The organism is Halomonas sp. HL-93 (genome assembly GCF_900086985.1).
Classification (GTDB): Bacteria; Pseudomonadota; Gammaproteobacteria; order Pseudomonadales; family Halomonadaceae; genus Vreelandella.
In genome coordinates this window covers 1,820,594-1,841,379 of record NZ_LT593974.1, presented here as the reverse complement: position 1 = coordinate 1,841,379, position 20,786 = coordinate 1,820,594, and the positions used below count along the sequence as shown (strand labels likewise).

Sequence of the window (20,786 nt, the reverse complement as noted above, 5' to 3'; positions counted from 1 at the left end):
TCCATGGGCATTCAACAAACGTCTAGTGTACCCAATGCGACGCCCGCAATCATCGACTGTCACGGCGATGATTGTTAGCCGACCGCCGCTTACCGTATAGTTGAGGAATTATTTTTTAGGCTTTATTACTCTGATGCATCCACCGCGCGCTCATATTCGTCCCCGTCGTCGCCCCCCATTGCGCATCTTGCCGTTAGGCGGTTGTGGGGAGATTGGCATGAATCTGACGCTATATGGCTACGAGGATCACTGGATCGCCGTGGATTGCGGCATGATGATTCGTCAGGATTTACCCAACGCTCCGCTCCAAGTCCCCAACCTGGCGACGCCGAAAGCATTGGGCATCGCGCCTAAAGCGCTGTATATCACCCACGGGCATGAAGACCATATTGGCGCAGTTGCCTGGCTCTGGCCTCACTGGCAATGCCCCATTTATGCCACGCCCCTGGCGGCAGGCTTATTGCGTCTCAAATTTGCCGAGCATCAACTCAGCAGCGCCGCCATCCATGTAGTCGAGCCCGGTGAGGCCTTGCAAAGCGGCCCTTTCATCCTTCGCTATCTGGCGGTTCCTCACTCAATACCCGAGAGCTGCGCGTTGATCGTCATGGCAGGTCTCTACCGCGTGCTGCATAGCGGGGACTGGAAGCTTGATCCCGAGCCGATCATCGGTGAGCCGATCAATCAAGCACAGTTCAAGGCACTCGCGCCAGTTGACTTGGTGATAGGCGATTCCACTAACGCTCCGATGCCAGGCCACTCGGGCAGCGAAGGTGATGTCGCCCGAGCACTTGCCGCAACGCTCGCCGCCTGCGAAGGCAGAGTGATTGTTTCCTGCTTCGCCAGTAATTTAGCCCGCGTGTTGGCAATTGGGCGCGCAGCTTATCAGTGCGGACGGCGTGTTAGTTTGATGGGACGCTCAATGGAACGCATGGTAGGCGTCGCCCGCGGTCTCGGCTATTTGGACGATTTTCCGACGTTAGTGCCCGCCCACGACCTCGGTTACCTCCCCCCCGATGAAGTCGTCGTCATTGCCACAGGCAGCCAAGGCGAGCCGCGTGCTGCGCTTCAACGGCTTGCTCAGGGCCGTCACCCTCACGTTGATTTACAGCCAGGCGACAACGTGATTTTTTCCGCGAAAGCGATTCCCGGGAATGAGCGACCCATTGAGCAGCTAAAAAAGCGTTTGCAACAACTTGGCGTTCGGCTCTTCGATGAATTCAGCCACCCCGAACTACACGCGACGGGGCACCCGGCACAGGAGGAAATGACTCGCTTTTATGAGTGGTTAATGCCAAGACACCTGCTGCCTGTCCACGGGGAAAGCCAACATCAACAGGCCCATCAACAGCTAGCGGCGACTCTTGGTATTAATGCACCGCTAGCACCCGTCAATGGCGACATGATTCGCTTTGATCAAGAGGGGCTGCATCACGAGCAGCACTACCCGCAACCACCATGCATCGTCAGTCAGAACAGTGTTGTCCCCCACCCTGGGCTGGAAAGCGACAGTAGCGCCCACCCGCGCCGGGGCAGCCTTTATTTAGCGCTGCCAGTTACCGCTACGACTACCGGCTGGGCGCGCATTGGACGCCTAATGCTGGATAACACAAGCGCCAATGCGCTGGACGAAGACAGCTTCAGCGAATGGTTGGATGACCAGCTTGCCGAACTGCACGCTGATACGTTAGCGGACCTGAGACTTGGCCTCCAGCCGCGTTTAATCGCCTGGTTAGCCGAGCGGCTACAGCATTTACCTGATGTTCACCTGCAGATTATGGCCAGCGAACTGCCTGCTCCCATCGTTGACGATTAAGACAACGCTACTTCGCCGTTCTGTCGGCCTGCGAAATTACCAGCGGGCGGCATCGTCGATATCTGAACGGCGCTCTTTAACCCAGTAATCACCCTGAAGGCCGTGTTCTTTTTTCCAAAAAGGCGCTTGGGTTTTTAACCAGTCCATAATGAAATCACAGGCCTCAAAGGCTTCCCGGCGATGCGCGCTTGCCACTAGCACTCTAACAATGGCATCACCCGGACGCATATGCCCCACTCGGTGAATAATCGTAACGGCGTTGAGTGACCAGCGCTGCCCCGCCTGCTCAGCAATACGCTGGAGGGTGGCCTCGGTCATTCCTGGATAGTGCTCCAGGGTCAGCCCCGTAACGTCAGGGGTTTCGTTAAAGTCACGTACCAGCCCAGTGAAGCTAACAACCCCTCCTATATCCGTGCGTCCGGCGATGCAGGCATCATAACCATAGGCCATATCAAAAGGCGCCGCTTGAACGCGGATGCTAATATCCATCTTAGCCCCCTGTAACGGGTGGGAAAAAAGCCACCTCGTCATCGTCGGTAATTCGCGCGCCATCGTTGGCCATGACCTGGTTGATCGCACAAAGCGTGCGTTGGTCCTGCAATAGTTGAAAGCGTTCGTCCTGAGCCGCTAAAGCGGCTTTCAGCCCCGCAATATCGCGACTGGGCAGTTGGTCAAAAGTCACCACCCGTTCGTTTTCACCCAGTTGCTCACGCAGCTCGGCAAGAAACTTGACCAGTACGCAAGGCGAATGACAACGATCTCCCAAGCTGACTTCACCGGCGGTGCCTTGGCCTGTGACAATCGGCGGCGGCGCTTCAGGCGTGGTCTCGCGCTGATACTCTCCCCGCTGACCGCCGCGTTTGCTATCAAGCTGTACCGCGTCAATACGCATGCTTTTATCTACCGCTTTACACATATCGTAAAGCGTTAAACAGGCCACCGAGACTGCTGTCAGTGCTTCCATCTCGACCCCGGTACGCCCATTTAATCGACAACTCGCGGTAACATGGACACAGCTTTCTGCGGGATCCACATCAAACTCAATGGCCACTTTAGAAAGCGCCAACGAGTGACAAAGCGGGATCAGCTCATGGGTACGTTTTGCCGCCTGAATCCCCGCAATACGTGCAGTTGCCAGTACATCACCTTTAGGTAAAGAGCCTTCACTTAGCTGCGTCAGGGTGGCAGGAAGCATCACAATGCGCCCAGATGCAACCGCCTCGCGGCGCGTCTCTTGTTTATCTGAAACGTCTACCATACGGGCTTCGCCGCGGCTATTGAGATGAGTTAACTGCATGGTGTCACCTATCAGTGCGTGAAACATCATTGAGCCGTTGGCCCGCCATCCATTCGATTATCCAACTTGCAATGGCGTCCGTATCATTAAGCGCTAGCTGCCTCCTTGCAGCGGGCAAGGCGACCGGCGACGGCCCATCAAGCGCGACGGCTTCAACGCCTGGGCCTAGTAGAATATCTGCGTCCCCAATGCCATTACGATAAAGCACCAGCTTGGCCAAGGGCCATGCTTTAAAGCCTTCCACCAGCACCAGATCAGGTGAGTGTACAGCCATCATCGCCAGTAGCTGATTTAAATCCGGCTCTTCACCGCCTGGGGTTTCCTGCATCAACGCTAGGCGTTGGTTTGATGCGACCAGAATAGGTGTCGCCCCGGCACTGCGTAGCTTATAGCTATCTTTCCCGGGTTGGTCGACATCAAAGCGATGGTGAGCATGCTTAATCACCGCCACCTTAATGCCCTCGGCCCGAAGCCGCGGTAACAACTGCTCGAGCAGCGTCGTCTTCCCCGTCCCACTCCAGGCAGCAATCCCCAACACGGGAAAAGCTAGCGATGAATTCAACTGCATAAGCGAGCTGCTCCAAATAGACAAGGGTTAGTGAGCATCGCCAGCGTCAGCTTTTTCCTCGGCTGGCAGTATCCAGTTCAACGCAATACCGACCAGCGCCGCCAGGCTAACGCCTTGCAGCGTAAACTGGCCACCGCCCACCTGCATGCCGCCAATACCAAAAACAAGAATCAACGAGACAACGACCAGATTACGCGGGGCGGTTAATGAATGCCCGGCACGCACCAACGTATTCATCCCGATGACCGCGATAGAACCGAACAGTAGCGTCATAATCCCCCCCATTACAGGCCCGGGGATGGTTTGCAGAAGCGCCCCCAACTTGGCAATAAAGGCCAGCGCAACGGCCAGTACCGCCGCGACCACCATATAGCGAGGGTTAAACGCCCGGGTTAGCGTCACCGCCCCCGTTACTTCTGAATATGTAGTATTGGGCGGGCCGCCAAATAGCGCGGCCACCGTGGTCGCTAAACCATCGCCTAACAGCGTACGATGCAGCCCCGGCTTCTCCAGGTAGTTACGCCGAGTTACCGAACCAATAGCCACCATATCACCAATATGCTCCACCGCTGGGGCAATCGCGACAGGAATCATAAACAGAATGGCCGCCCAGTGAAAACTTGGCGCAGTAAACGCAGGGATGGCCAACCAGTTAGCCTCACGCACCGGCGTAAAGTCGACCAGGCCCATTAACAGCGCCAGGCAATAGCCAACTATTATGCCGCCCATAATAGGGATCAAACGCAGCAATCCACGGCTAAATACAGCCAAGACCAAGGTAACCAGTAGACTTACCATGGATAAAAACAGCGCCGCACCATAACCGATGTGATCGCTGGTTTCGCCGGTGGCCATATCAACCGCCACTGGAGCCAACGCCAGGCCAATAACCATAATCACCGGGCCTACTACGACGGGTGGTAATAGGCGATGCAGCCACTCGGTTCCCTTCACGCGGATCGCCGCCGAAATGGCCACGTATACCAACCCTGCCACCATCAAACCACCGAGCGTTGCCGAGACACCAAAGTTAGCTATCGACCCTTGAATCGGTGCAATAAAGGCAAACGAAGAGGCAAGAAAGACCGGTACCGTTAAGCCGGTTACCGTATGAAACACCAACGTACCGACCCCGGCGGTGAACAACGCCACACTCGGATCAAGCCCCGTCAACAGTGGCACTAAGACCAAGGCGCCAAATGCCACAAATAGCATTTGGGCCCCGGTTAGCAACACTCTAGGCCAAGATTCAGGCTGGCTTGGGGCATCTTTCATCACGCGGCTCCTCTCAGATTTATGCTAGGGCAAAAAAATGCCCCTAACGTAAGACGCCAGGGGCCGGTTAACATGAAAGGCTTATCTTGTACCGAAGATTTTATCGCCAGCATCGCCTAAGCCTGGGACGATATAGCCGTTCTCATCCAGCCGCTCATCCACCGCGGCTGTGTAAATGTCTATGCCCGGATACGCCTCTTGCACACGCTTGATACCTTCTGGCGCCGCCACCAATACAATCACCTTCATGTGCTCGCAGCCGCGCTCACGCAGCATATCCAAGGTGGCCACCATTGACCCCCCGGTCGCCAGCATGGGGTCAATTACGATTGCCATGCGCTCTTCGATGTCATTGGTAAATTTGGCAAAATACGGAACAGGCTGCAGCGTCTCTTCGTCACGATAAAGCCCAACGACACTGACACGCGCACTGGGAATTAGATCAGTGACACCCTCAAGCATACCCAACCCAGCACGAAGGATCGGCACAACCGTGACTTTTTTACCCTTTAGCCGCCTCGTAGCAATAGGTTCACCATTCCATCCCTCAATAGTGTGATCTTCGAGCTCAAGGTCCTTGGTTGCTTCGTAGGTTAAAAGCTTAGCCACTTCACCTGCCAATTCCCGAAAGCTCTTGGTGCTTATATCAACTTCACGCATCAGTCCCAGTTTATGCTGAACAAGCGGATGATTAATGGAATAGACACTCATGGGACGTCCTCACTGCAGGGGGTGATAGGCAACGCGGCTGGTCGCAGACTTGCAAAATTGGGCGGCATTCTACCCGTAAGCCGCCGCCAGGTTAAGGGGTGGCGGGTAATTGCCACTCAACGGGAGCGCGCCCATGCTCGACCAAAAAGCGATTCGCCTGTGAAAAATGGCGGGTTCCAAAAAAACCCCGATGGGCAGATAACGGGGAGGGATGCGGCGCTTCCAATACCAAATGACGCTGTGTATCAATCAGCGTTTTCTTCTGGCGGGCGTGACTGCCCCAGAGCAGGAATACACTAGGCAGCGCATGCGCGCTCACCGTCTCAATCGCCCTATCCGTGAAAGGTTCCCAGCCTTTCCCTCGGTGAGACGCAGCATTGCCCCTCTCAACCGTTAACGACGTGTTTAGCAGCAACACTCCTTGCTTCGCCCAGGCTTCCAAATGCCCATGGCTAACAGGTTCGGCACCTACATCGCTGGCCAGTTCTTTATAGATATTCAGCAACGAAGGAGGCACCGCCACCCCCGCCTGTACCGAAAAACATAGCCCGTGTGCTTGGTTGGGTCCGTGGTAAGGATCCTGACCTAATATCACCACCTTTACGTCATTGAGTGGCGTTAACTCAAAGGCGCGGAACAACTGAGATGAATGGGGATAAATGATTTTTTTGGCCGCTTTTTCGTCAGCCAGAAAGCGTTTCAGTGACCGCATATAGTCAGCCTGAAACTCATTTCCCAGCCAGTGATTCCAGTCGTCGGGAAGCGGATTCGACATGATTATTTCTTCACTTGATCAACCAGTGGTTCAACATAGGCAACGCCCATATCCCAGGGGAACTGAATCCAGCAGTGCTGGGCAACTTCGGTTAAATACTGATCAACCAAAGGACGCCCTTCCGGCTTGGCATAGATGGTAACAAAATGCGCCTTGGGCAACATTTCGCTCACCGCACGAGCGGTTTTACCCGTGTCGACCAAGTCATCGACCAACAGCCATCCCTCGCCGTCGTGATCAACGCCTTTAAGAATATCCAGCCCACCTTGATCCATGTGGTCATAGCTTTTGATACACACGGTATCGATGAGCCGCACGTTCAGCTCGCGCGCGATCAAGGCGGCAGGAATCAGCCCCCCACGAGTAATCGCCACAATTCCATTGAAGTCACGTTCGACCAGCTGATGGCAAAGCTGGCGCACATCGCGATGGAGCTGATCCCATGAGACGGTAAAATGCTGATGGTAGCGTTCGCTGCTCATATCGTTCATTACTCGTCTTCGGTGAAAGAACAAACCGCGAAAACGCTGTAGCCCGCGTCGCGAATCCTTTGCGAGCCACCCAGCTCAGGCAAATCAATAATGGTGGCCGTCTCAACGACATGCCCACCGCTGCGCTGGATAAGATTCGCGGCGGCCAGCATGGTCCCGCCGGTAGCAATCAGGTCATCCATCAGCAAGATGCGGTCGTCTTTTTGGAAAGCGTCCGAATGAAGCTCAACTTCTGAATGGCCATATTCGAGCGTGTAAGTTTCGCTGATGGTTTTAAACGGCAGCTTACCCTTCTTACGCACCGGGACAAAGCTACAGCCCAGCTCGTAGGCCAAAGGAGCCCCAATGATAAACCCACGCGCGTCGATAGCCGCGATGGCATCCAGGTTCATTTCCTGATAGCGGTGTACAAAGCTATCGATCAGCTTGCGAAATGCCGCACTATTTTGCAGCAGCGGGGTAATGTCACGAAAGTTGACCCCCTTTTCTGGCCAGTCAGGCACTGTGCGTATCACGGACTTAATGTAATCGCCGTAGATGCTCATCGCGTCTCTCATTGGGTTAATAAAATTACGTTAGTCTAGAAACAGAAATTTCACCGCAAACAGCAGTGCCAGAATAATCACTGCTGGATTAAGGTCTTTAAAGCGTCCCGACAGGGTTTTGATCGCCGCATAGCTAATAAACCCAAGGGCAATACCCTCGGCGATCGAAAAGGTCAGCGGCATCGCCAGAGCCGCAATCAGCACCGGCGCGGCGTCGGTCGGGTCATCCCAGTTGGCATGCGCCAAGCTACCTGCCATTAGCACAGCCACATAAAGCAATGCACCGGCGGTCGCAAAGGCGGGAATTGAGCCTGCCAATGGGGCAAAGAACAAACTGAACAGGAACAGCACGGCGACGACGACCGCCGTCAGACCTGTCCGGCCACCCGATGCGATACCCGCCGTCGACTCGATATAGCTGGTCGTGGTGGAGGTACCCAAGGCAGCGCCGGCCATTGAAGCCGTACTGTCGGCCATCATGGCCCGGCCCAGACGCGGCAGTTTGCCATCTTTATCTAAAAGCTTGCCGCGATGTGCCACACCGACCAGCGTGCCTGACGTATCGAACAGATCAACAAACAGAAAAGCGAAAATCACGCTTAGCATGGCGACATCAAGCGCCCCCATGAGATCCATTGCCATAAAGGTAGGGGCAATTGAGGGCGGCATAGACATAAGGCCGCCATACTCGTTATGCCCAAGCACGATCGACGCAATGGTGATCCCCAGGATACCGATCATGACGGCACCGGTGACCTTTAAATAGGACAGAGCGGTTATCACGAAAAAGCCCAGCAGCGCATAGAGTGCCGCCGGTTCAGAGAGATCTCCCAGCGCAACTAATGTCGCGTCATCAGCCACCACGATACCGGCATTTTTCAATGCAATCATGGCCAAAAACAGACCAATACCCGCGGCAATCCCTAAACGCAGCGAGAGCGGAATAGAGTTAATAATCCACTCGCGAATTTTAAAAATACTCAGCAAGAAAAAGCATAGACCCGAGAAGAACACGGCCCCCAATGCCGCTTCCCACGTATAGCCCATCCCAAGGACGACACCGTAAGTAAAGAACGCGTTGAGCCCCATGCCTGGTGCCTGGGCAATCGGATAGTTGGCCCACAGCCCCATGATGAGACAGCCAATAGCGGCGGCTACGCAAGTGGCGACAAACACCGCCCCATAGTCCATCCCAGCTTCAGAAAGGATACTGGGGTTAACGAAGATGATGTACGCCATCGTAAGGAAGGTGGTTATTCCGGCGATGACCTCGGTCTTAACACTGGTTTGGTGCTCGGTAAGCCCGAATTGCTTATCCAGAAAATTCATAGGTATTTTTATCCTTCGCGTAAACGCTGATGCGCCCTGGCAGCGCGAAAAGCCGCACATACTACCGAAAGGTCACGCATGATGCGAACACCTTGTGCAGCCGTCGATAGCGGGCTAGCGCCCGCTTATTAAACCTCATCGCTTAGCATAAGCAATCTTCAGGCCACGTTATAACCAATCGGTCAGAAATGCACTATAACGCTTGCCAGCAGCGAAGATCAGCGCGCCTGACTCGCCAAAACACGCTCCACCGTTTCAACAATGACCTGTGTTTGGGGATCAATTTCAATATTGACCTGATCGCCGGGCAACCGCTCACCGAGCGTAGTGCGATGCAGTGTTTCAGGGATAAGATTAACGCTGAACTCGACACCATCACCCTGCGTCGAAGCCCGCACATCGCCGATCGTCAGGCTTATTCCATCAACACCGATGTAGCCTTTTTCAAAAACAAAGCGCCCCATCGAGGCCGGTAACGCAAACCACAATCGACGGTTGTTGGGCGCCTCATCAATGGCGACTACGTCTGCCATGCACATCACATGACCCGACATGGCATGCCCGCCAATTTCATCGCCAAAGCGCGCTGCTCGCTCGATGTTGACGCATTGCCCGGGGGTAATTGCACCAAGATTGGTCAGGCGCAAAGTTTCACGCATTAAATCAAAGCTCACCCGATCACCTGAAATCTCAGTGACCGTCAAACACACCCCGTTATGCGCAACTGAGGCGCCAATTGCTAACCCCTCACGCAGTACATCTGGCATTTCCAATACGTGGGTACGGAATTTATCAAGCTCGCGTACTTCCACTACCTCTACCTTGTCTTGCACGATGCCAGTGAACATAGCGCCCTCGCATTAAATGATCCGCGTGCAAGCTTACTACTGCACGAACCTTCTTGTGCACCCCAAACGTCTCCTCCACTAAAGCAGTGACGACGCGATGGAGGCCTCTCGAGATGATAGATGCCCTACCCCAAAAGGAATTAACACTTTTATAATTCAATTTTTTAGTTGAAAAAATTGCCATAATTCACAACCGCATAAGATACTGTGCTTTTAGATTGACTTCCTTTTACAGCCTCTTTAGACTTTCGCCGCAAATGTAAAGACGCCGATTTGTACCCAGATTGCGGGCGTCCACCAAGTACACGCTTGGTGAAGTGCAGCTAAAAGGGTGTGTCCAGCGTTGATGGCCACCCGCCAGGGTGGCCTTTTTTTATTTCCCGCCCTACGCTTGCGCTCTCACCTTCGTCTTTGGCCTATAGGAAAGGCAGACGCTATGATCGAACTTAATAATGTCAGCAAAACCTATGGTTCTGGCCGCGACGCCGTTCACGCCCTCAAAGGCGTCAATCTGGCGATCCCCAAAGGAGCCATTCACGGTGTTATCGGCCTATCTGGCGCGGGCAAGTCGACTCTCATTCGCTGCGTCAACTTACTAGAACGCCCCACCCAAGGGACGGTCACCGTTGATGGCCAAGAGATCACGGGGTTAAGCACCACAGCGCTTAATCAAGCTCGTCACCGGATCGGCATGATATTCCAGCATTTTAACTTGCTTACTACGCGTAGCGTGTTCGACAACGTGGCGCTACCGCTGGAGTTGATGGGCCAACCCCGCCGCGATATCCAAGAACGCGTCACTCCGCTGCTCAATCTGGTGGGGCTATCGGATAAATCAGACCAGTACCCGGCCCAGTTATCAGGCGGGCAAAAACAGCGCGTTGCGATTGCCCGCGCACTGGCCAGCAACCCTCAGGTGCTGCTTTGCGATGAAGGCACCTCCGCGCTTGACCCCCAGACGACCAGCTCGATTCTGGAACTGCTGCGCGATATCAATCAGCAGTTGGGTATTACCATTTTGTTGATTACCCACGAAATGGAGGTCGTTAAATCGATCTGCCATCGAGTCAGCTTAATATCCGATGGTGAACTGGTCGAGGACGCTGAAGTTGGCGATTTCTTTACCGCACCACGCACCCAGTTAGGTCGCGAGTTTCTCAACGACTTCCTGCAGCTTACCCCTCCCAAGGAACTGCTTGAACGTCTCAGCGACGACTCGAGCGTCAATGCACACCCTGTTGTACGGCTGACGTTTTCAGGCGATGCGGTGTCCACACCGCTTATCTCCCGCTTAGCACGCGATTGCGGCGTCGACGTGAGTATTCTCCAAGCCAAGGTGGAATCGATCCAGGATCGCACACTTGGTTTAATGATCGCTGAACTACTGGGTACGTCTGAGCAAACCCAAGCGGCAATGAACTACTTGGCAGATCATCAATTACAGGTAGAGGTACTTGGCTATGTCCAGCGCAATGATTGAGCTTATTTTTCAGGCAACGCTAGACACGCTTTACATGGTCGCAATATCAGGGGTGATCTCAACGTTATTGGGGTTGCCGCTAGGTGTCATGCTTTACGTGACGCGCCCCAGACAGATTTTAGCCAAGCCTGCACTCAACCACACGCTGGGCATTGTGACCAACGTGGGTCGTTCCATTCCGTTTATTATTTTGATGGTGGCGATTATTCCCTTTACACGGATGTTGGTGGGCACCTCCATTGGCATCAATGCTGCCGCGGTACCGCTGACCATTGCGGCAATTCCCTTCGTCGCTCGGCTGATTGAAGGGGCGCTGAATGAAATCTCGCCGGGCTTGATTGAAGCCGCCCAGTCCATGGGCGCAACACCGTGGCAAATTATCGTCAAAGTTCTCATCCCTGAAGCACGCGGAGGCATTATTACCGGCCTCACCATCACCCTGGTAACGCTGGTGAGTTACTCCGCGATGGCAGGCGCTGTTGGTGGTGGCGGCCTTGGCGATCTTGGCATTCGCTATGGCTATAACCGCTTTAACCCTACCGTTATGCTGATCACGGTGGTGGTGCTGGTTATTATGGTACAAGGCTTCCAAAGCATGGGTGACTACTTGGTACGCAAAACCGACCGGAAATAGCGGCGCTGCTTTTAGTAGACATATAACGAAAAAGCATTAAAATTAACTTTATTATCACCAAAAAGAAAACCAAGACATAACAGGAGTTGCGATGAAAACGCTAGCCTTCAGTACCGTTACCGCATTAGCCCTGGCCGTTAGCGCCAGCGCACAAGCCGCCAGTATCAAGATGGGCACCGTCGCCGGCCCTGAAACCGAAGTGATGGAAGTCGCCGCGCGGATTGCCAAGGAAGAGTACAACCTTGATGTTGAAATCATTGAGTTCACGGATTACGTAACGCCCAATGCCGCTTTAGACGATGGCAGCCTCGATGCCAACGCCTATCAGCACGAGCCCTACATGCAGTCGATGGTCAATGATCGTGGCTACGATTTCGCTATCGCAGGCTACACCTTTGTTTACCCTATTGGCGCATACTCTGAGAAATACGACAGCATCGAAGAGCTGCCAGAGGGAGCGCAAATCGCGCTGCCTAACGACCCTTCCAATGAAGGTCGTGCGCTAATTTTAATGCATAACGAAGGCCTCATCACGCTCAACGACCCTGAAAATCTGGAAGCCACTCCCATCGATATCGCGGAAAACCCCAACGATTACCGCTTCCGCGAAATCGAAGCCGCCCAGCTTCCCCGCGTTTTGCCGGATGTGGATATGGCCTTCATCAATAACACCTTTGCACAGCCTGCCGGCCTAAGCCTCGACGACGCGCTGATTAAAGAAGGTCCTGAGTCTCCTTACGTCAACTTGATTGCGGTTAGAGGCGGTGATGAAGACCGTAAGGAAATCCAGCAACTGGTGAGCGCCTACCAGAGCGAAGAAGTGGTTGAAAAAGCCGAAGAGTTGTTTGATGGCGCGGCCGTCCCCGGCTGGGAATAATCAATCACCCCGCCATTAACGTTAGACAACTGGGCCGACTACTGTCGGCCCAGTGCGTTAATAGCCGAGGAAACATAATGTGAGAGATGACATGTCAGCTGATACCGTGGACTATGATCTTTTGGATCGCCAACTCGCGGCGTTGTTAGATAGCCGTGACTGGCTAACCAACAGTGCGCAAACCTGTGCGTTTATCATGCAGGCTCTCCCCCATTTGAATTGGGTGGGCTTCTACCTGCAACGAACGCCCGAGATGCTTGCGTTAGGGCCTTTTCAGGGAAAGCCCGCCTGCCATCCGATCCCGTTTAGCAAGGGCGTTTGCGGCGCGGCGGCTCGAAAGCAAGTCACCCAGCGCATTGATGACGTGCATAGCGTTGCCGACCATATTGCATGCGATAGTGCGTCACGGGCGGAGTTGGTTGTGCCTATTGTTAACGATGGTCAACTGTGGGGCGTGTTGGATATTGATAGCCCACTGGAAGCACGCTTTAGCCATGAAGACCAAACCGGCATTGAGGCCTTAATAGAGACCTTTAAACGCCAAACAGACTTACCTCTTTGGAAGCCCTGACAGCCGACACCTTAGCGGATTTATAGCGCTACTCGGATACTCGCCCATACAAAAAACGCCCCGTCATTAAATGAGGGGGCGTGATCTGGTAGGACCAGGCGGATTTGAACCGCCGACCTCCACGATGTCAACGTGGCGCTCTAACCAACTGAGCTATGGTCCTATAAAAGGTGAGCTATCACTACATTGAATAGCAAACGCTATCAACCACTATACAAAATGTGATGGTAGGACCAGGCGGATTTGAACCGCCGACCTCCACGATGTCAACGTGGCGCTCTAACCAACTGAGCTATGGTCCTGCCGAGCAACGGATGCGTATTTTACGTTTCCGGCACTGAATTGCAAGCTATTTATCCACTTCCCCGGGCTTTTACGACCCGTCAACACGGTGAGTATTTAGCCCGTTGCAAAATGCGCAGCCTAAAGAATCTAAGTGCTACACTGGTATCACGCCAAATCGACGAGCGCCCGACAAAAGGAGACCGGCCATGCTAGGCCTAATGCTAGGAAGCATCGCGATCGTCTTACTACTAGCGACTTTCATTGCCCGTATTAGGCTACGCTGGTGGTGGATTCGCAGCTGCGAGTTTCCACGTTTGCAGATTGCAAGCCTCGCTATCGCTTGCTTGATAGCAGCGCTACTGCTCCCCATATCGCCAACGTGGCAGATAATAACGCTCCTCGCTTGCCTGACCGTGATCATCATACAAGCCTGCTATATTCTTCCTTGGACACGTCTCTGGCCAAAACAGGTTCACTCGGTCAAGGTCGACAACCAAGCACAGGACGTGACACTGCTCATTGCCAATGTGCTAACGCCGAACCGTCAATCCGCCGGTTTGATCAAGCAAATCCATTCACATCAACCCGACATCATTCTTACCCTGGAATCTGATCAGTGGTGGCAAGACCAGTTGGATCCTGAGCTAGAGGCGCAATGGCCGCATAGCGTTAAAATCCCTCTCGACAACCTCTACGGCATGCATCTTTACTCGCGCCTGCCGCTTGAAGACACTTCCATCGAGTGGCTGATCCAAGACGATATCCCTTCTATTCATACCCACGTCAAGCTACCTAGTGGCGATTTGATCCGACTGATTGCCGTACATCCTCGGCCACCTGCGCCCGGCGAAAGCGAAAAATCGCTTTGGCGTGACGCCGAGCTGTTATGGGTCGGTAAAAAGATCCAAAAAACACCTGAGCCCACGCTAGTAGCCGGTGATCTTAACGACGTTGCCTGGTCACGTACCACGCGGCGCTTTTGCCGCGTGGGCGGCATGCTGGATCCACGTCGCGGTCGTGGCATGTTCAGTACCTTCCATGCCCAGTACCCAATACTGCGTTGGCCCCTCGACCATATTTTTGTGAGTGAACATTTCATGCTCGGCAACATGCGTCGCTTAAAAGGCTTTGGTTCGGATCATTTTCCGATCCTTGCCACGCTGTGCTATCGGCCCGCCCGCAAGGACGAGCATGAAACACCCACGGCAAGCGCAGAAGAGGAAAGCGAGGCTAGCCAAACGATCCGCCAGGGGCAACGCGAAGAGCAGAAAACGTAAAGAGCCTGCTAGCCGTTACTGTGATTAGTCAGGCACACCGCCCAACGTCAGCGCCTTCGGATCAAGTAACCGCTCGAGGGTATTACGGTCAAGGTCGGTGTGCTCTTCGGCCACATCGATAATTGGTCGTCCGGTCTGATATGCCTCTTTGGCAATAGCCGCCGCCGCATTGTAGCCAATCGCACTGTTAAGGGCCGTGACCAAAATTGGATTGCGGGCAAGCGGACCTTCAATGTTGTCTTGTCGAATTTTAAACGTCGCGATAGCACGGTCGGCCAATAGCCGCGTGGTATTGCTCATCAGCGATATACCAGTCAACAAATTATAAGCGACCAGCGGCAGCATCACGTTAAGCTGAAAGTTACCACTCTGCCCCGCCACGGTAATCGCAGTATCCAGCCCAATCACCTGTGCAGCAGCCTGAGCGGCAGACTCCGGAATCACAGGATTGACTTTGCCTGGCATAATGGAACTACCCGGCTGCAGCGCCTCGAGCTCAATTTCACCAAGCCCCGCCAGCGGGCCGGAATTCATCCAGCGCAAGTCATTAGCAATCTTCATTACAATGCAGGCTAAACCCTTGAGATGTCCGGAGAGCTCTACGGCCGCATCCTGGGAAGCGATGCTCGCAAAGAAGCTATCATTGGGCGTAAATGGCAAGCCTGTTTGGTTGCTTAACTGTTTCGCCACTTGATCGGCAAACCCTTCTGGCGCATTAATACCAGTGCCCACGGCAGTACCGCCTTGAGCCAAACGACACAGCCGTGTCATACAGCTATCCAAGCGCTCAATGGCTTGGCCCAGCTGGCTCGACCATGCCCCCAACTCTTGATCCATACGCAGTGGCATGGCGTCCATAAGATGCGTACGGCCGGTTTTGACCACGTTTGATAGCTCGGCCGCCCGTGAATCAATCGTGTTGCGAAGATGCTCAAGTGCCGGACGCAGCGACTCATGTACGGCCAGTGCAGCCGATACGTGTATCGCGGTAGGAATCACGTCATTACTTGACTGCCCCATATTGACATGATCATTGGGTAACACCTCAACCCCTTGGCGACTCGCCAAGGTGGCAATCACCTCATTAACGTTCATGTTGCTAGAAGTGCCAGAGCCCGTCTGAAACACATCCACTGGAAATTGGTCATCGTGCTCGCCGTTCATCACCTCTTTCGCTGCCTGCTGAATGGCCTCCGCACGGTCGGCGTCCAACTCACCCAGCGCTAAATTAGCCTGCGCGGCGGCCTGCTTAATCCGTGCGATCGCATGAATAAACGCAACCGGCATCGGCGTGTGTGAAACAGGAAAATTATTAACCGCGCGCTGGGTTTGGGCGCCATATAACGCCTCAATTGGAACTTCCAATTCCCCCATACTGTCGCGTTCAAGGCGCGTTGTCATGGTGATCTCCTTATAGATATCGGCTGGTAAATACTGAGTCGCCCGCTACACATGGTCATTAACTGGCGCACATAGTTAGCTCAATTCAGCGTCTCGCCTTATTAGGCTAGTGTTCGCAGGGTAAAACTCAAGTGACCTGTCTGAAGCAACATTGAACACCAATGTTGCACTGCACAAAAACGCCTGCTATGCTGCAACGCAGAACATCAGGGAAAGCACCACCGGACGAAATTTCGTCTAGCGTTGCTACCCATTTTATCTAGACGCGTTAGCACCGCTAATCAGGAGATTTAATTATGAGCACTTTCAATACTAACGAATGGACACAACAGTTTGATAATTTCTTCATGGCACCGGTACGCGCTTATGCCGCGTTGAGTGTCGACATGACAGAAAAACTGTTCAACACCCAGTTAGATGCTCAGAAAGCCTACATGGACACCAACATCGCCCAAGCGCGTCAGTTGATGAGCGTTAAAGACGCTGAAGGCCTACGCAGCTATATGGAAGGCCAGCAAAAAGTCGCGAAAGAAGTGGCTGAACGCCTGAAGAGCGACGCTGACAATGTGGTTTCCTTGCAACAGGATTTCGTGCAGAAAAGCCAAAAGCTCACCGAAGAAAACATCAAGCAGGCACAAACCGCTGCCAGCAAGATGGCTAAAACAGCCTAACAGTGATCGCTAAACGCAGCTAAGCTGCGATAGTGACATCCAAAAACCGCCAGCCAATCGCTGGTGGTTTTTTTTGTTACCAATTAAGTGCGGATTTCACAAACGGAATGGTTAATTTACGCTGCGCCGAAAGCGACGCTTGATCCAGGGTTTCCAGTGCCCGACAGAGTGCACCGAGCTCGCGGGGCCCGCGGTGAAGTATATAGCGCCCCACATCATCCGGTAATAGCATGCCCCTGACGCTGGCACGTAACGTTAGCGCCGCCAATCGCTCCTCATCATTCAGCGGGTGCAAATGAAAGATTGTTCCCCAGCTCAAGCGAGAAGCCAAATCAGGAAGCGCTACGCCTAACTGACGGGGCGGCGCATTAGCAGCAATAACCAGATGCTTACCCGCATCGCGCAAGCGGTTGAAGGCATGAAAAAGTGCTTCTTCCCAGCGCTTTCGGCCTAACACCTGTTCCAAATCGTCAATACACACCATGTCTAGTCGTTCAATATCTTCCAACATCAAGGGCGGGAAATGGCCCAGCTCGGCCAGCGGCAAGTACAGTGCCCGCTTGCCCTGATCCGAGGCGGCATGGCAAGCGGCCTGCAATAAATGGCTACGCCCTGAGCCCGGCGGGCCCCATAGATAAATGAAGTCCTCACCGGCCGTCGTACCTTGCTGCTGCAGACGATTCAACAAGGCAGCATTGGCTTTCCCAGGGTAATAGTTATGAAACGTAGCGTCGTCGCGCAAGCCAACCCCAAGGGGAAGTTGCGCCGGCACTTGGCTCATGAGGGCTCCCTTTTATCACCGATTGCGGGCAACTTATCGGGCTTTTGATCGTATTCGTCATCAGCATTATAAAGGTCGCTGCTCTTATAGCGGTCTTTCGCTTCCCGTAACAGCACCATAATGATCGCAGCCGCAGGCAAAGCAAGCAGCACCCCTGTCAGGCCGAATAAATTACCGCCCGCCAGCACCGCGAAGATGACCGCCACCGGATGAAGGCCAATTTTGTCACCTAGCAGCTTAGGTTGTAGGACCACGCTTTCCGCCACCTGGCCAATCGCAAATACGGCAATGACGCCCAACACTGCCCACAAGGTGCCAAACTGGAAAAGCGCGACAATCAACGCAATGCATAACCCTAAAATAAAGCCAAGAAACGGCACAATGCTCACTAACCCGGATACCACGCCGATTAATAGCCCAAAATCAAGCCCCAACAGGGTTAACCCGCCCGCATAAATAATGCCTAAGCAAAGCATAACCAGCAGTTGCCCACGTAAAAAAGACGCTAACACTTCATCACAGCGGCGCACCAGGCGGCCTACATCGTCTGCCCACTGACGCGGAATCAAGTTGGCAATATTGTTAATAAGACGGTCCCAGTCCAATAGTAAATAAAACGTCACAACGGGGATCAAAGCGACATAGGTCACCCAGGAGACGAATGCCATCCCCGAGCGGCCTATTTGGCCGAGCGCTTGGGCCAAATAGCCGCCGGCATCGCGCCAATTTTCCACCAATGTCTCACGCACGTTAACCAGTTCAGCACGCAGATCGTAACCGGTCCATTCAAATACCTTCGGCGCCAGGGAGTTTTCCCCCCAGGCAAAAATACCCGGCACGGCTTCGCCTAACTGCTTTATCTGCTGGATGACGAGCGGAATTAAAATCAACAGGCTGACCACGAGCACAGCCAACAGCACACAAAAAACGCTACTAACCGCTACCGCGCGGTTCATACCCCAGCGCTGGAATTGGTTAGCCAGCGGGTCCGCCAAATACGCCAGGATGACACCGGCGACAAACGGCATTAGTACCGAGTCCAGTAAATATACCAGCCCCACAACAATGACTAACAGCAGGATGCCCCACCATGAATTGCGCATATTTCTCCCTTAACGACCACTTTGGCGACAGCCTACTATGCCGTATATAAATAAAAACCGCCTGCTTTTGTTCACGTCAAGCGCGAGCGATGCGGGCCACGCCACCGGGTGTTACAATCCGCCTAGCTATTGCCAGCTCTGGCGGCGTACGCCAGTTACTATTGCACCGCACTTTGCTCCATAGGACCTGTCATGACCGAGACCTCTTCTTCCCACGCCTCATCGGCTCCATCGCTCAGCTACAAAGACGCAGGCGTTGATATTGATGCCGGCAATGCGCTGGTCGATCGCATCAAGCACGTTGCCAAACGCACGACACGCCCGGAAGTGATGGGTGGGCTTGGTGGTTTTGGCGCCCTATGCGAGCTACCCCAGGGATACCGGCAGCCGGTATTGGTCTCCGGGACCGACGGCGTCGGCACCAAACTGCGTCTCGCCATGACATTAGGTAAGCACGACACCATTGGCATTGACCTGGTGGCCATGTGTGTCAATGACCTTATTGTTGCCGGTGCCGAGCCGCTAATATTCCTCGACTACTATGCCACGGGTAAATTAAATGTCGATATAGCCGCCGATGTCGTTACCGGCATTGGCGCTGGCTGCGAACAAGCTGGCTGCGCCCTCGTTGGCGGTGAAACCGCCGAAATGCCGGGCATGTACGAAGGCGACGACTACGACCTGGCCGGGTTCTGCGTTGGCGTGGTTGAGAAGAGTGAGATTCTCGACGGCAGTCGCGTGGCTGAAGGAGACGTTTTGCTCGGCCTGGCCTCCTCTGGACCGCACTCTAACGGCTACTCGCTGATTCGTAAAATCATCGAACGCAGCAATACCCCTTTAGACACCCAGGTCGACGGCACCCCCCTTGGCGATGCGCTGATGGCCCCAACACGAATTTACGTCAAGGCACTGCTTTCCCTGCTGCGTGATAGCAACCTATCGGTTCACGCCCTATCACACATCACTGGCGGTGGCCTGCTTGAGAATATCCCCCGAGTGCTCCCCGACACGCTTGCTGCGCGCATCGACACTCAGGCGTGGAAGCGGCCAGCTGTTTTTGACTGGCTGCAAACCCAAGGCAATGTGACCGACACAGAGATGCACCGGGTGCTTAACTGCGGTATTGGCATGGTGGTCGTCGTTCCTGAAGCCGACGCCAGCCAAGCCATTGCGCACTTAGAAGCTCAAGGTGAAACCGTCTACCGTCTGGGAACAATTGAAGCGCGCCAGCAGGACGCCGTGGTGTTGGAGAATTTACCGGCATGAGCAGCACCGACTACAACAGCGACACCCTAACGGACATGACACCCGAGCCTGCGACGACGCCCCGGGTGGTTGTATTAATTTCCGGCAGTGGCAGCAATCTTCAAGCGTTGATTGAGGCTCAGTCCCATGACCGGCTAGGCGGCGAGATCGTCGCCGTTATCTCTAACGAGCCCGACGCCTATGGCCTTAAGCGTGCCCACGAAGCGGGAATCGATGCCGTTGCCCTGCCGCACCGTGAATACGATAGCCGTGACGCCTATGACGGAGCGCTGATCAAAGTCATTGAGCGACATGAGCCTGACCTCATTGTGCTGGCTGGCTTTATGCGGATTTTGACACCACGTTTCGTTCAGCGCTATCTGGGTCGTATGCTAAATATACACCCGTCGCTACTACCAGCTTACCAAGGCCTTAATACCCATGCCCGCGCCCTTGCAGATCAGGTTACTCAGCACGGCTGCAGCGTTCACTTTGTTACCGAAGAGCTGGATGGCGGGCCGGTCGTTTTGCAAGCCGAACTTAACGTTGCTGCTGATGACAGCGTTGAAACGCTAAAACAGAAGGTCCACGACCGGGAACATCTTATTTATCCCATCGCCGTGCAATGGTTTTTACAAGGTCGTCTTCAATATAGCGGAGAAGGCGTTACCATGGACGGCCATCTGTTACCGCCCCACGGCATGCGGCTTTCCCACGCCGATGCTGCTGAAGAACTCGACGAATCTATCTGACCACGGCAGGTCTCGCGACACTTTTGGCGATATCAAAAAAACCGAGCGGCCAACACC

Annotated in this window: 22 protein-coding genes and 2 tRNA genes; 9 read left to right on the top strand and 15 right to left on the bottom strand. The window is 54.0% G+C overall.

Annotated features, from left to right (window positions below; all coding sequences use genetic code 11):
- Nucleotides 1–217: 217 nt before the first annotated feature.
- On the top strand, nt 218–1,813 hold the full coding sequence (locus GA0071314_RS08490; protein WP_074396234.1) for a ribonuclease J: 1,596 nt from the start codon (nt 218–220) through the stop codon (nt 1,811–1,813).
- A 36-nt stretch (nt 1,814–1,849) separates the two neighbouring features.
- On the opposite strand, the gene moaE is transcribed toward GA0071314_RS08490, so the two are convergent.
- The 10 genes from moaE to GA0071314_RS08440 form a co-directional block, all read right to left on the bottom strand.
- Nucleotides 1,850–2,302 carry a molybdopterin synthase catalytic subunit MoaE gene (moaE, locus tag GA0071314_RS08485; RefSeq protein WP_074396233.1) on the bottom strand — a complete coding sequence of 151 codons (453 nt, stop codon included), beginning with the start codon at nt 2,300–2,302 and terminating at the stop codon, nt 1,850–1,852.
- Nucleotide 2,303: 1 nt separating this feature from the next.
- Nucleotides 2,304–3,110: a cyclic pyranopterin monophosphate synthase MoaC gene (gene moaC / locus GA0071314_RS08480; RefSeq protein WP_074396232.1), complete on the bottom strand. Its 807-nt coding sequence runs from the start codon at nt 3,108–3,110 to the stop codon at nt 2,304–2,306.
- A 4-nt stretch (nt 3,111–3,114) separates the two neighbouring features.
- Nucleotides 3,115–3,678, bottom strand: a complete 564-nt coding sequence (gene mobB / locus GA0071314_RS08475) for a molybdopterin-guanine dinucleotide biosynthesis protein B (RefSeq protein ID WP_074396231.1) — start codon at nt 3,676–3,678, stop codon at nt 3,115–3,117.
- 27 nt (nt 3,679–3,705) lie between these two features.
- A complete protein-coding gene (locus tag GA0071314_RS08470; RefSeq protein ID WP_074396230.1) occupies nt 3,706–4,953 on the bottom strand; it encodes a uracil-xanthine permease family protein in 1,248 nt (415 codons plus the stop codon).
- A gap of 81 nt (nt 4,954–5,034) precedes the next feature.
- Complete coding sequence (upp, locus tag GA0071314_RS08465) at nt 5,035–5,664, bottom strand: uracil phosphoribosyltransferase (RefSeq protein WP_074396229.1); 630 nt, start codon at nt 5,662–5,664, stop codon at nt 5,035–5,037.
- A gap of 91 nt (nt 5,665–5,755) precedes the next feature.
- Complete coding sequence (gene ung / locus GA0071314_RS08460; protein WP_172822098.1) at nt 5,756–6,439, bottom strand: uracil-DNA glycosylase; 684 nt, start codon at nt 6,437–6,439, stop codon at nt 5,756–5,758.
- Between the two features lie 2 nt (nt 6,440–6,441).
- Nucleotides 6,442–6,921 carry a xanthine phosphoribosyltransferase gene (gene gpt, locus GA0071314_RS08455; RefSeq protein WP_074398484.1) on the bottom strand — a complete coding sequence of 160 codons (480 nt, stop codon included), beginning with the start codon at nt 6,919–6,921 and terminating at the stop codon, nt 6,442–6,444.
- An 8-nt stretch (nt 6,922–6,929) separates the two neighbouring features.
- Nucleotides 6,930–7,475 (bottom strand): adenine phosphoribosyltransferase, encoded by a 546-nt coding sequence (locus tag GA0071314_RS08450; RefSeq protein WP_074396227.1) that lies wholly within the window; start codon nt 7,473–7,475, stop codon nt 6,930–6,932.
- Between the two features lie 30 nt (nt 7,476–7,505).
- A complete protein-coding gene (locus GA0071314_RS08445) occupies nt 7,506–8,804 on the bottom strand; it encodes an NCS2 family permease (RefSeq protein ID WP_074396226.1) in 1,299 nt (432 codons plus the stop codon).
- Between the two features lie 218 nt (nt 8,805–9,022).
- Nucleotides 9,023–9,652 carry a riboflavin synthase subunit alpha gene (locus tag GA0071314_RS08440; RefSeq protein WP_074396225.1) on the bottom strand — a complete coding sequence of 210 codons (630 nt, stop codon included), beginning with the start codon at nt 9,650–9,652 and terminating at the stop codon, nt 9,023–9,025.
- A gap of 436 nt (nt 9,653–10,088) precedes the next feature.
- Here GA0071314_RS08440 and GA0071314_RS08435 point away from each other — a divergent pair, with 436 nt between their 5' ends.
- The 4 genes from GA0071314_RS08435 to GA0071314_RS08420 all read left to right on the top strand — a co-directional run bounded on the left by GA0071314_RS08435 (nt 10,089) and on the right by GA0071314_RS08420 (nt 13,214).
- On the top strand, nt 10,089–11,132 hold the full coding sequence (locus GA0071314_RS08435) for a methionine ABC transporter ATP-binding protein (RefSeq protein WP_074396224.1): 1,044 nt from the start codon (nt 10,089–10,091) through the stop codon (nt 11,130–11,132).
- The gene (locus GA0071314_RS08430) at nt 11,113–11,766 is read left to right on the top strand and encodes a methionine ABC transporter permease (protein WP_074396223.1); all 654 of its coding nucleotides are present in this window, start codon (nt 11,113–11,115) and stop codon (nt 11,764–11,766) included. The genes GA0071314_RS08435 and GA0071314_RS08430 overlap by 20 nt, the downstream gene beginning before the upstream one ends.
- A 91-nt stretch (nt 11,767–11,857) precedes the next feature.
- The gene (locus GA0071314_RS08425) at nt 11,858–12,643 is read left to right on the top strand and encodes a MetQ/NlpA family ABC transporter substrate-binding protein (protein WP_074396222.1); all 786 of its coding nucleotides are present in this window, start codon (nt 11,858–11,860) and stop codon (nt 12,641–12,643) included.
- A gap of 91 nt (nt 12,644–12,734) precedes the next feature.
- On the top strand, nt 12,735–13,214 hold the full coding sequence (locus GA0071314_RS08420) for a GAF domain-containing protein (protein ID WP_074396221.1): 480 nt from the start codon (nt 12,735–12,737) through the stop codon (nt 13,212–13,214).
- Between the two features lie 86 nt (nt 13,215–13,300).
- Here GA0071314_RS08420 and GA0071314_RS08415 read toward each other — a convergent pair.
- Nucleotides 13,301–13,377 (bottom strand) — tRNA-Val (locus GA0071314_RS08415).
- 62 nt (nt 13,378–13,439) lie between these two features.
- Nucleotides 13,440–13,516 (bottom strand) — tRNA-Val (locus tag GA0071314_RS08410).
- Nucleotides 13,517–13,705: 189 nt separating this feature from the next.
- On the opposite strand from GA0071314_RS08410, the gene GA0071314_RS08405 reads away from it, so the two are divergent.
- Nucleotides 13,706–14,776 carry an endonuclease/exonuclease/phosphatase family protein gene (locus GA0071314_RS08405; protein WP_074396220.1) on the top strand — a complete coding sequence of 357 codons (1,071 nt, stop codon included), beginning with the start codon at nt 13,706–13,708 and terminating at the stop codon, nt 14,774–14,776.
- Between the two features lie 24 nt (nt 14,777–14,800).
- Here GA0071314_RS08405 and GA0071314_RS08400 read toward each other — a convergent pair whose 3' ends face one another.
- The gene (locus GA0071314_RS08400; protein WP_074396219.1) at nt 14,801–16,177 is read right to left on the bottom strand and encodes a class II fumarate hydratase; all 1,377 of its coding nucleotides are present in this window, start codon (nt 16,175–16,177) and stop codon (nt 14,801–14,803) included.
- A gap of 296 nt (nt 16,178–16,473) precedes the next feature.
- On the opposite strand from GA0071314_RS08400, the gene GA0071314_RS08395 reads away from it, so the two are divergent.
- Nucleotides 16,474–16,848, top strand: coding sequence for a phasin family protein (locus GA0071314_RS08395; protein WP_074396218.1), 375 nt, complete (start codon nt 16,474–16,476; stop codon nt 16,846–16,848).
- A gap of 76 nt (nt 16,849–16,924) precedes the next feature.
- On the opposite strand, the gene hda is transcribed toward GA0071314_RS08395, so the two are convergent.
- The gene (hda, locus tag GA0071314_RS08390) at nt 16,925–17,629 is read right to left on the bottom strand and encodes a DnaA regulatory inactivator Hda (protein WP_074396217.1); all 705 of its coding nucleotides are present in this window, start codon (nt 17,627–17,629) and stop codon (nt 16,925–16,927) included.
- Nucleotides 17,626–18,732, bottom strand: coding sequence for an AI-2E family transporter (locus GA0071314_RS08385; protein WP_074396216.1), 1,107 nt, complete (start codon nt 18,730–18,732; stop codon nt 17,626–17,628). The genes hda and GA0071314_RS08385 overlap by 4 nt, the downstream gene beginning before the upstream one ends.
- 192 nt (nt 18,733–18,924) lie before the next feature.
- On the opposite strand from GA0071314_RS08385, the gene purM reads away from it, so the two are divergent.
- On the top strand, nt 18,925–19,998 hold the full coding sequence (gene purM, locus GA0071314_RS08380; protein ID WP_074396215.1) for a phosphoribosylformylglycinamidine cyclo-ligase: 1,074 nt from the start codon (nt 18,925–18,927) through the stop codon (nt 19,996–19,998).
- Entirely contained in the window at nt 19,995–20,729 is a 735-nt protein-coding gene (gene purN, locus GA0071314_RS08375; protein ID WP_074396214.1) for a phosphoribosylglycinamide formyltransferase, read from the top strand. Before purM ends, purN begins: the two co-directional genes overlap by 4 nt.
- Nucleotides 20,730–20,786: the final 57 nt, after the last annotated feature.

Bases quoted from the DNA above. Each gene is read 5' to 3' on its own strand.
- GA0071314_RS08490 (WP_074396234.1), top strand. From the start codon at position 218: ATGAATCTGACGCTATATGGCTACGAGGATCACTGGATCGCCGTGGAT.
- moaE (WP_074396233.1), bottom strand. From the start codon at position 2,302: ATGGATATTAGCATCCGCGTTCAAGCGGCGCCTTTTGATATGGCCTAT.
- moaC (WP_074396232.1), bottom strand. From the start codon at position 3,110: ATGCAGTTAACTCATCTCAATAGCCGCGGCGAAGCCCGTATGGTAGAC.
- mobB (WP_074396231.1), bottom strand. From the start codon at position 3,678: ATGCAGTTGAATTCATCGCTAGCTTTTCCCGTGTTGGGGATTGCTGCC.
- GA0071314_RS08470 (WP_074396230.1), bottom strand. From the start codon at position 4,953: ATGAAAGATGCCCCAAGCCAGCCTGAATCTTGGCCTAGAGTGTTGCTA.
- upp (WP_074396229.1), bottom strand. From the start codon at position 5,664: ATGAGTGTCTATTCCATTAATCATCCGCTTGTTCAGCATAAACTGGGA.
- ung (WP_172822098.1), bottom strand. From the start codon at position 6,439: ATGTCGAATCCGCTTCCCGACGACTGGAATCACTGGCTGGGAAATGAG.
- gpt (WP_074398484.1), bottom strand. From the start codon at position 6,921: ATGAGCAGCGAACGCTACCATCAGCATTTTACCGTCTCATGGGATCAG.
- GA0071314_RS08450 (WP_074396227.1), bottom strand. From the start codon at position 7,475: ATGAGCATCTACGGCGATTACATTAAGTCCGTGATACGCACAGTGCCT.
- GA0071314_RS08445 (WP_074396226.1), bottom strand. From the start codon at position 8,804: ATGAATTTTCTGGATAAGCAATTCGGGCTTACCGAGCACCAAACCAGT.
- GA0071314_RS08440 (WP_074396225.1), bottom strand. From the start codon at position 9,652: ATGTTCACTGGCATCGTGCAAGACAAGGTAGAGGTAGTGGAAGTACGC.
- GA0071314_RS08435 (WP_074396224.1), top strand. From the start codon at position 10,089: ATGATCGAACTTAATAATGTCAGCAAAACCTATGGTTCTGGCCGCGAC.
- GA0071314_RS08430 (WP_074396223.1), top strand. From the start codon at position 11,113: ATGTCCAGCGCAATGATTGAGCTTATTTTTCAGGCAACGCTAGACACG.
- GA0071314_RS08425 (WP_074396222.1), top strand. From the start codon at position 11,858: ATGAAAACGCTAGCCTTCAGTACCGTTACCGCATTAGCCCTGGCCGTT.
- GA0071314_RS08420 (WP_074396221.1), top strand. From the start codon at position 12,735: ATGTCAGCTGATACCGTGGACTATGATCTTTTGGATCGCCAACTCGCG.
- GA0071314_RS08405 (WP_074396220.1), top strand. From the start codon at position 13,706: ATGCTAGGCCTAATGCTAGGAAGCATCGCGATCGTCTTACTACTAGCG.
- GA0071314_RS08400 (WP_074396219.1), bottom strand. From the start codon at position 16,177: ATGACAACGCGCCTTGAACGCGACAGTATGGGGGAATTGGAAGTTCCA.
- GA0071314_RS08395 (WP_074396218.1), top strand. From the start codon at position 16,474: ATGAGCACTTTCAATACTAACGAATGGACACAACAGTTTGATAATTTC.
- hda (WP_074396217.1), bottom strand. From the start codon at position 17,629: ATGAGCCAAGTGCCGGCGCAACTTCCCCTTGGGGTTGGCTTGCGCGAC.
- GA0071314_RS08385 (WP_074396216.1), bottom strand. From the start codon at position 18,732: ATGCGCAATTCATGGTGGGGCATCCTGCTGTTAGTCATTGTTGTGGGG.
- purM (WP_074396215.1), top strand. From the start codon at position 18,925: ATGACCGAGACCTCTTCTTCCCACGCCTCATCGGCTCCATCGCTCAGC.
- purN (WP_074396214.1), top strand. From the start codon at position 19,995: ATGAGCAGCACCGACTACAACAGCGACACCCTAACGGACATGACACCC.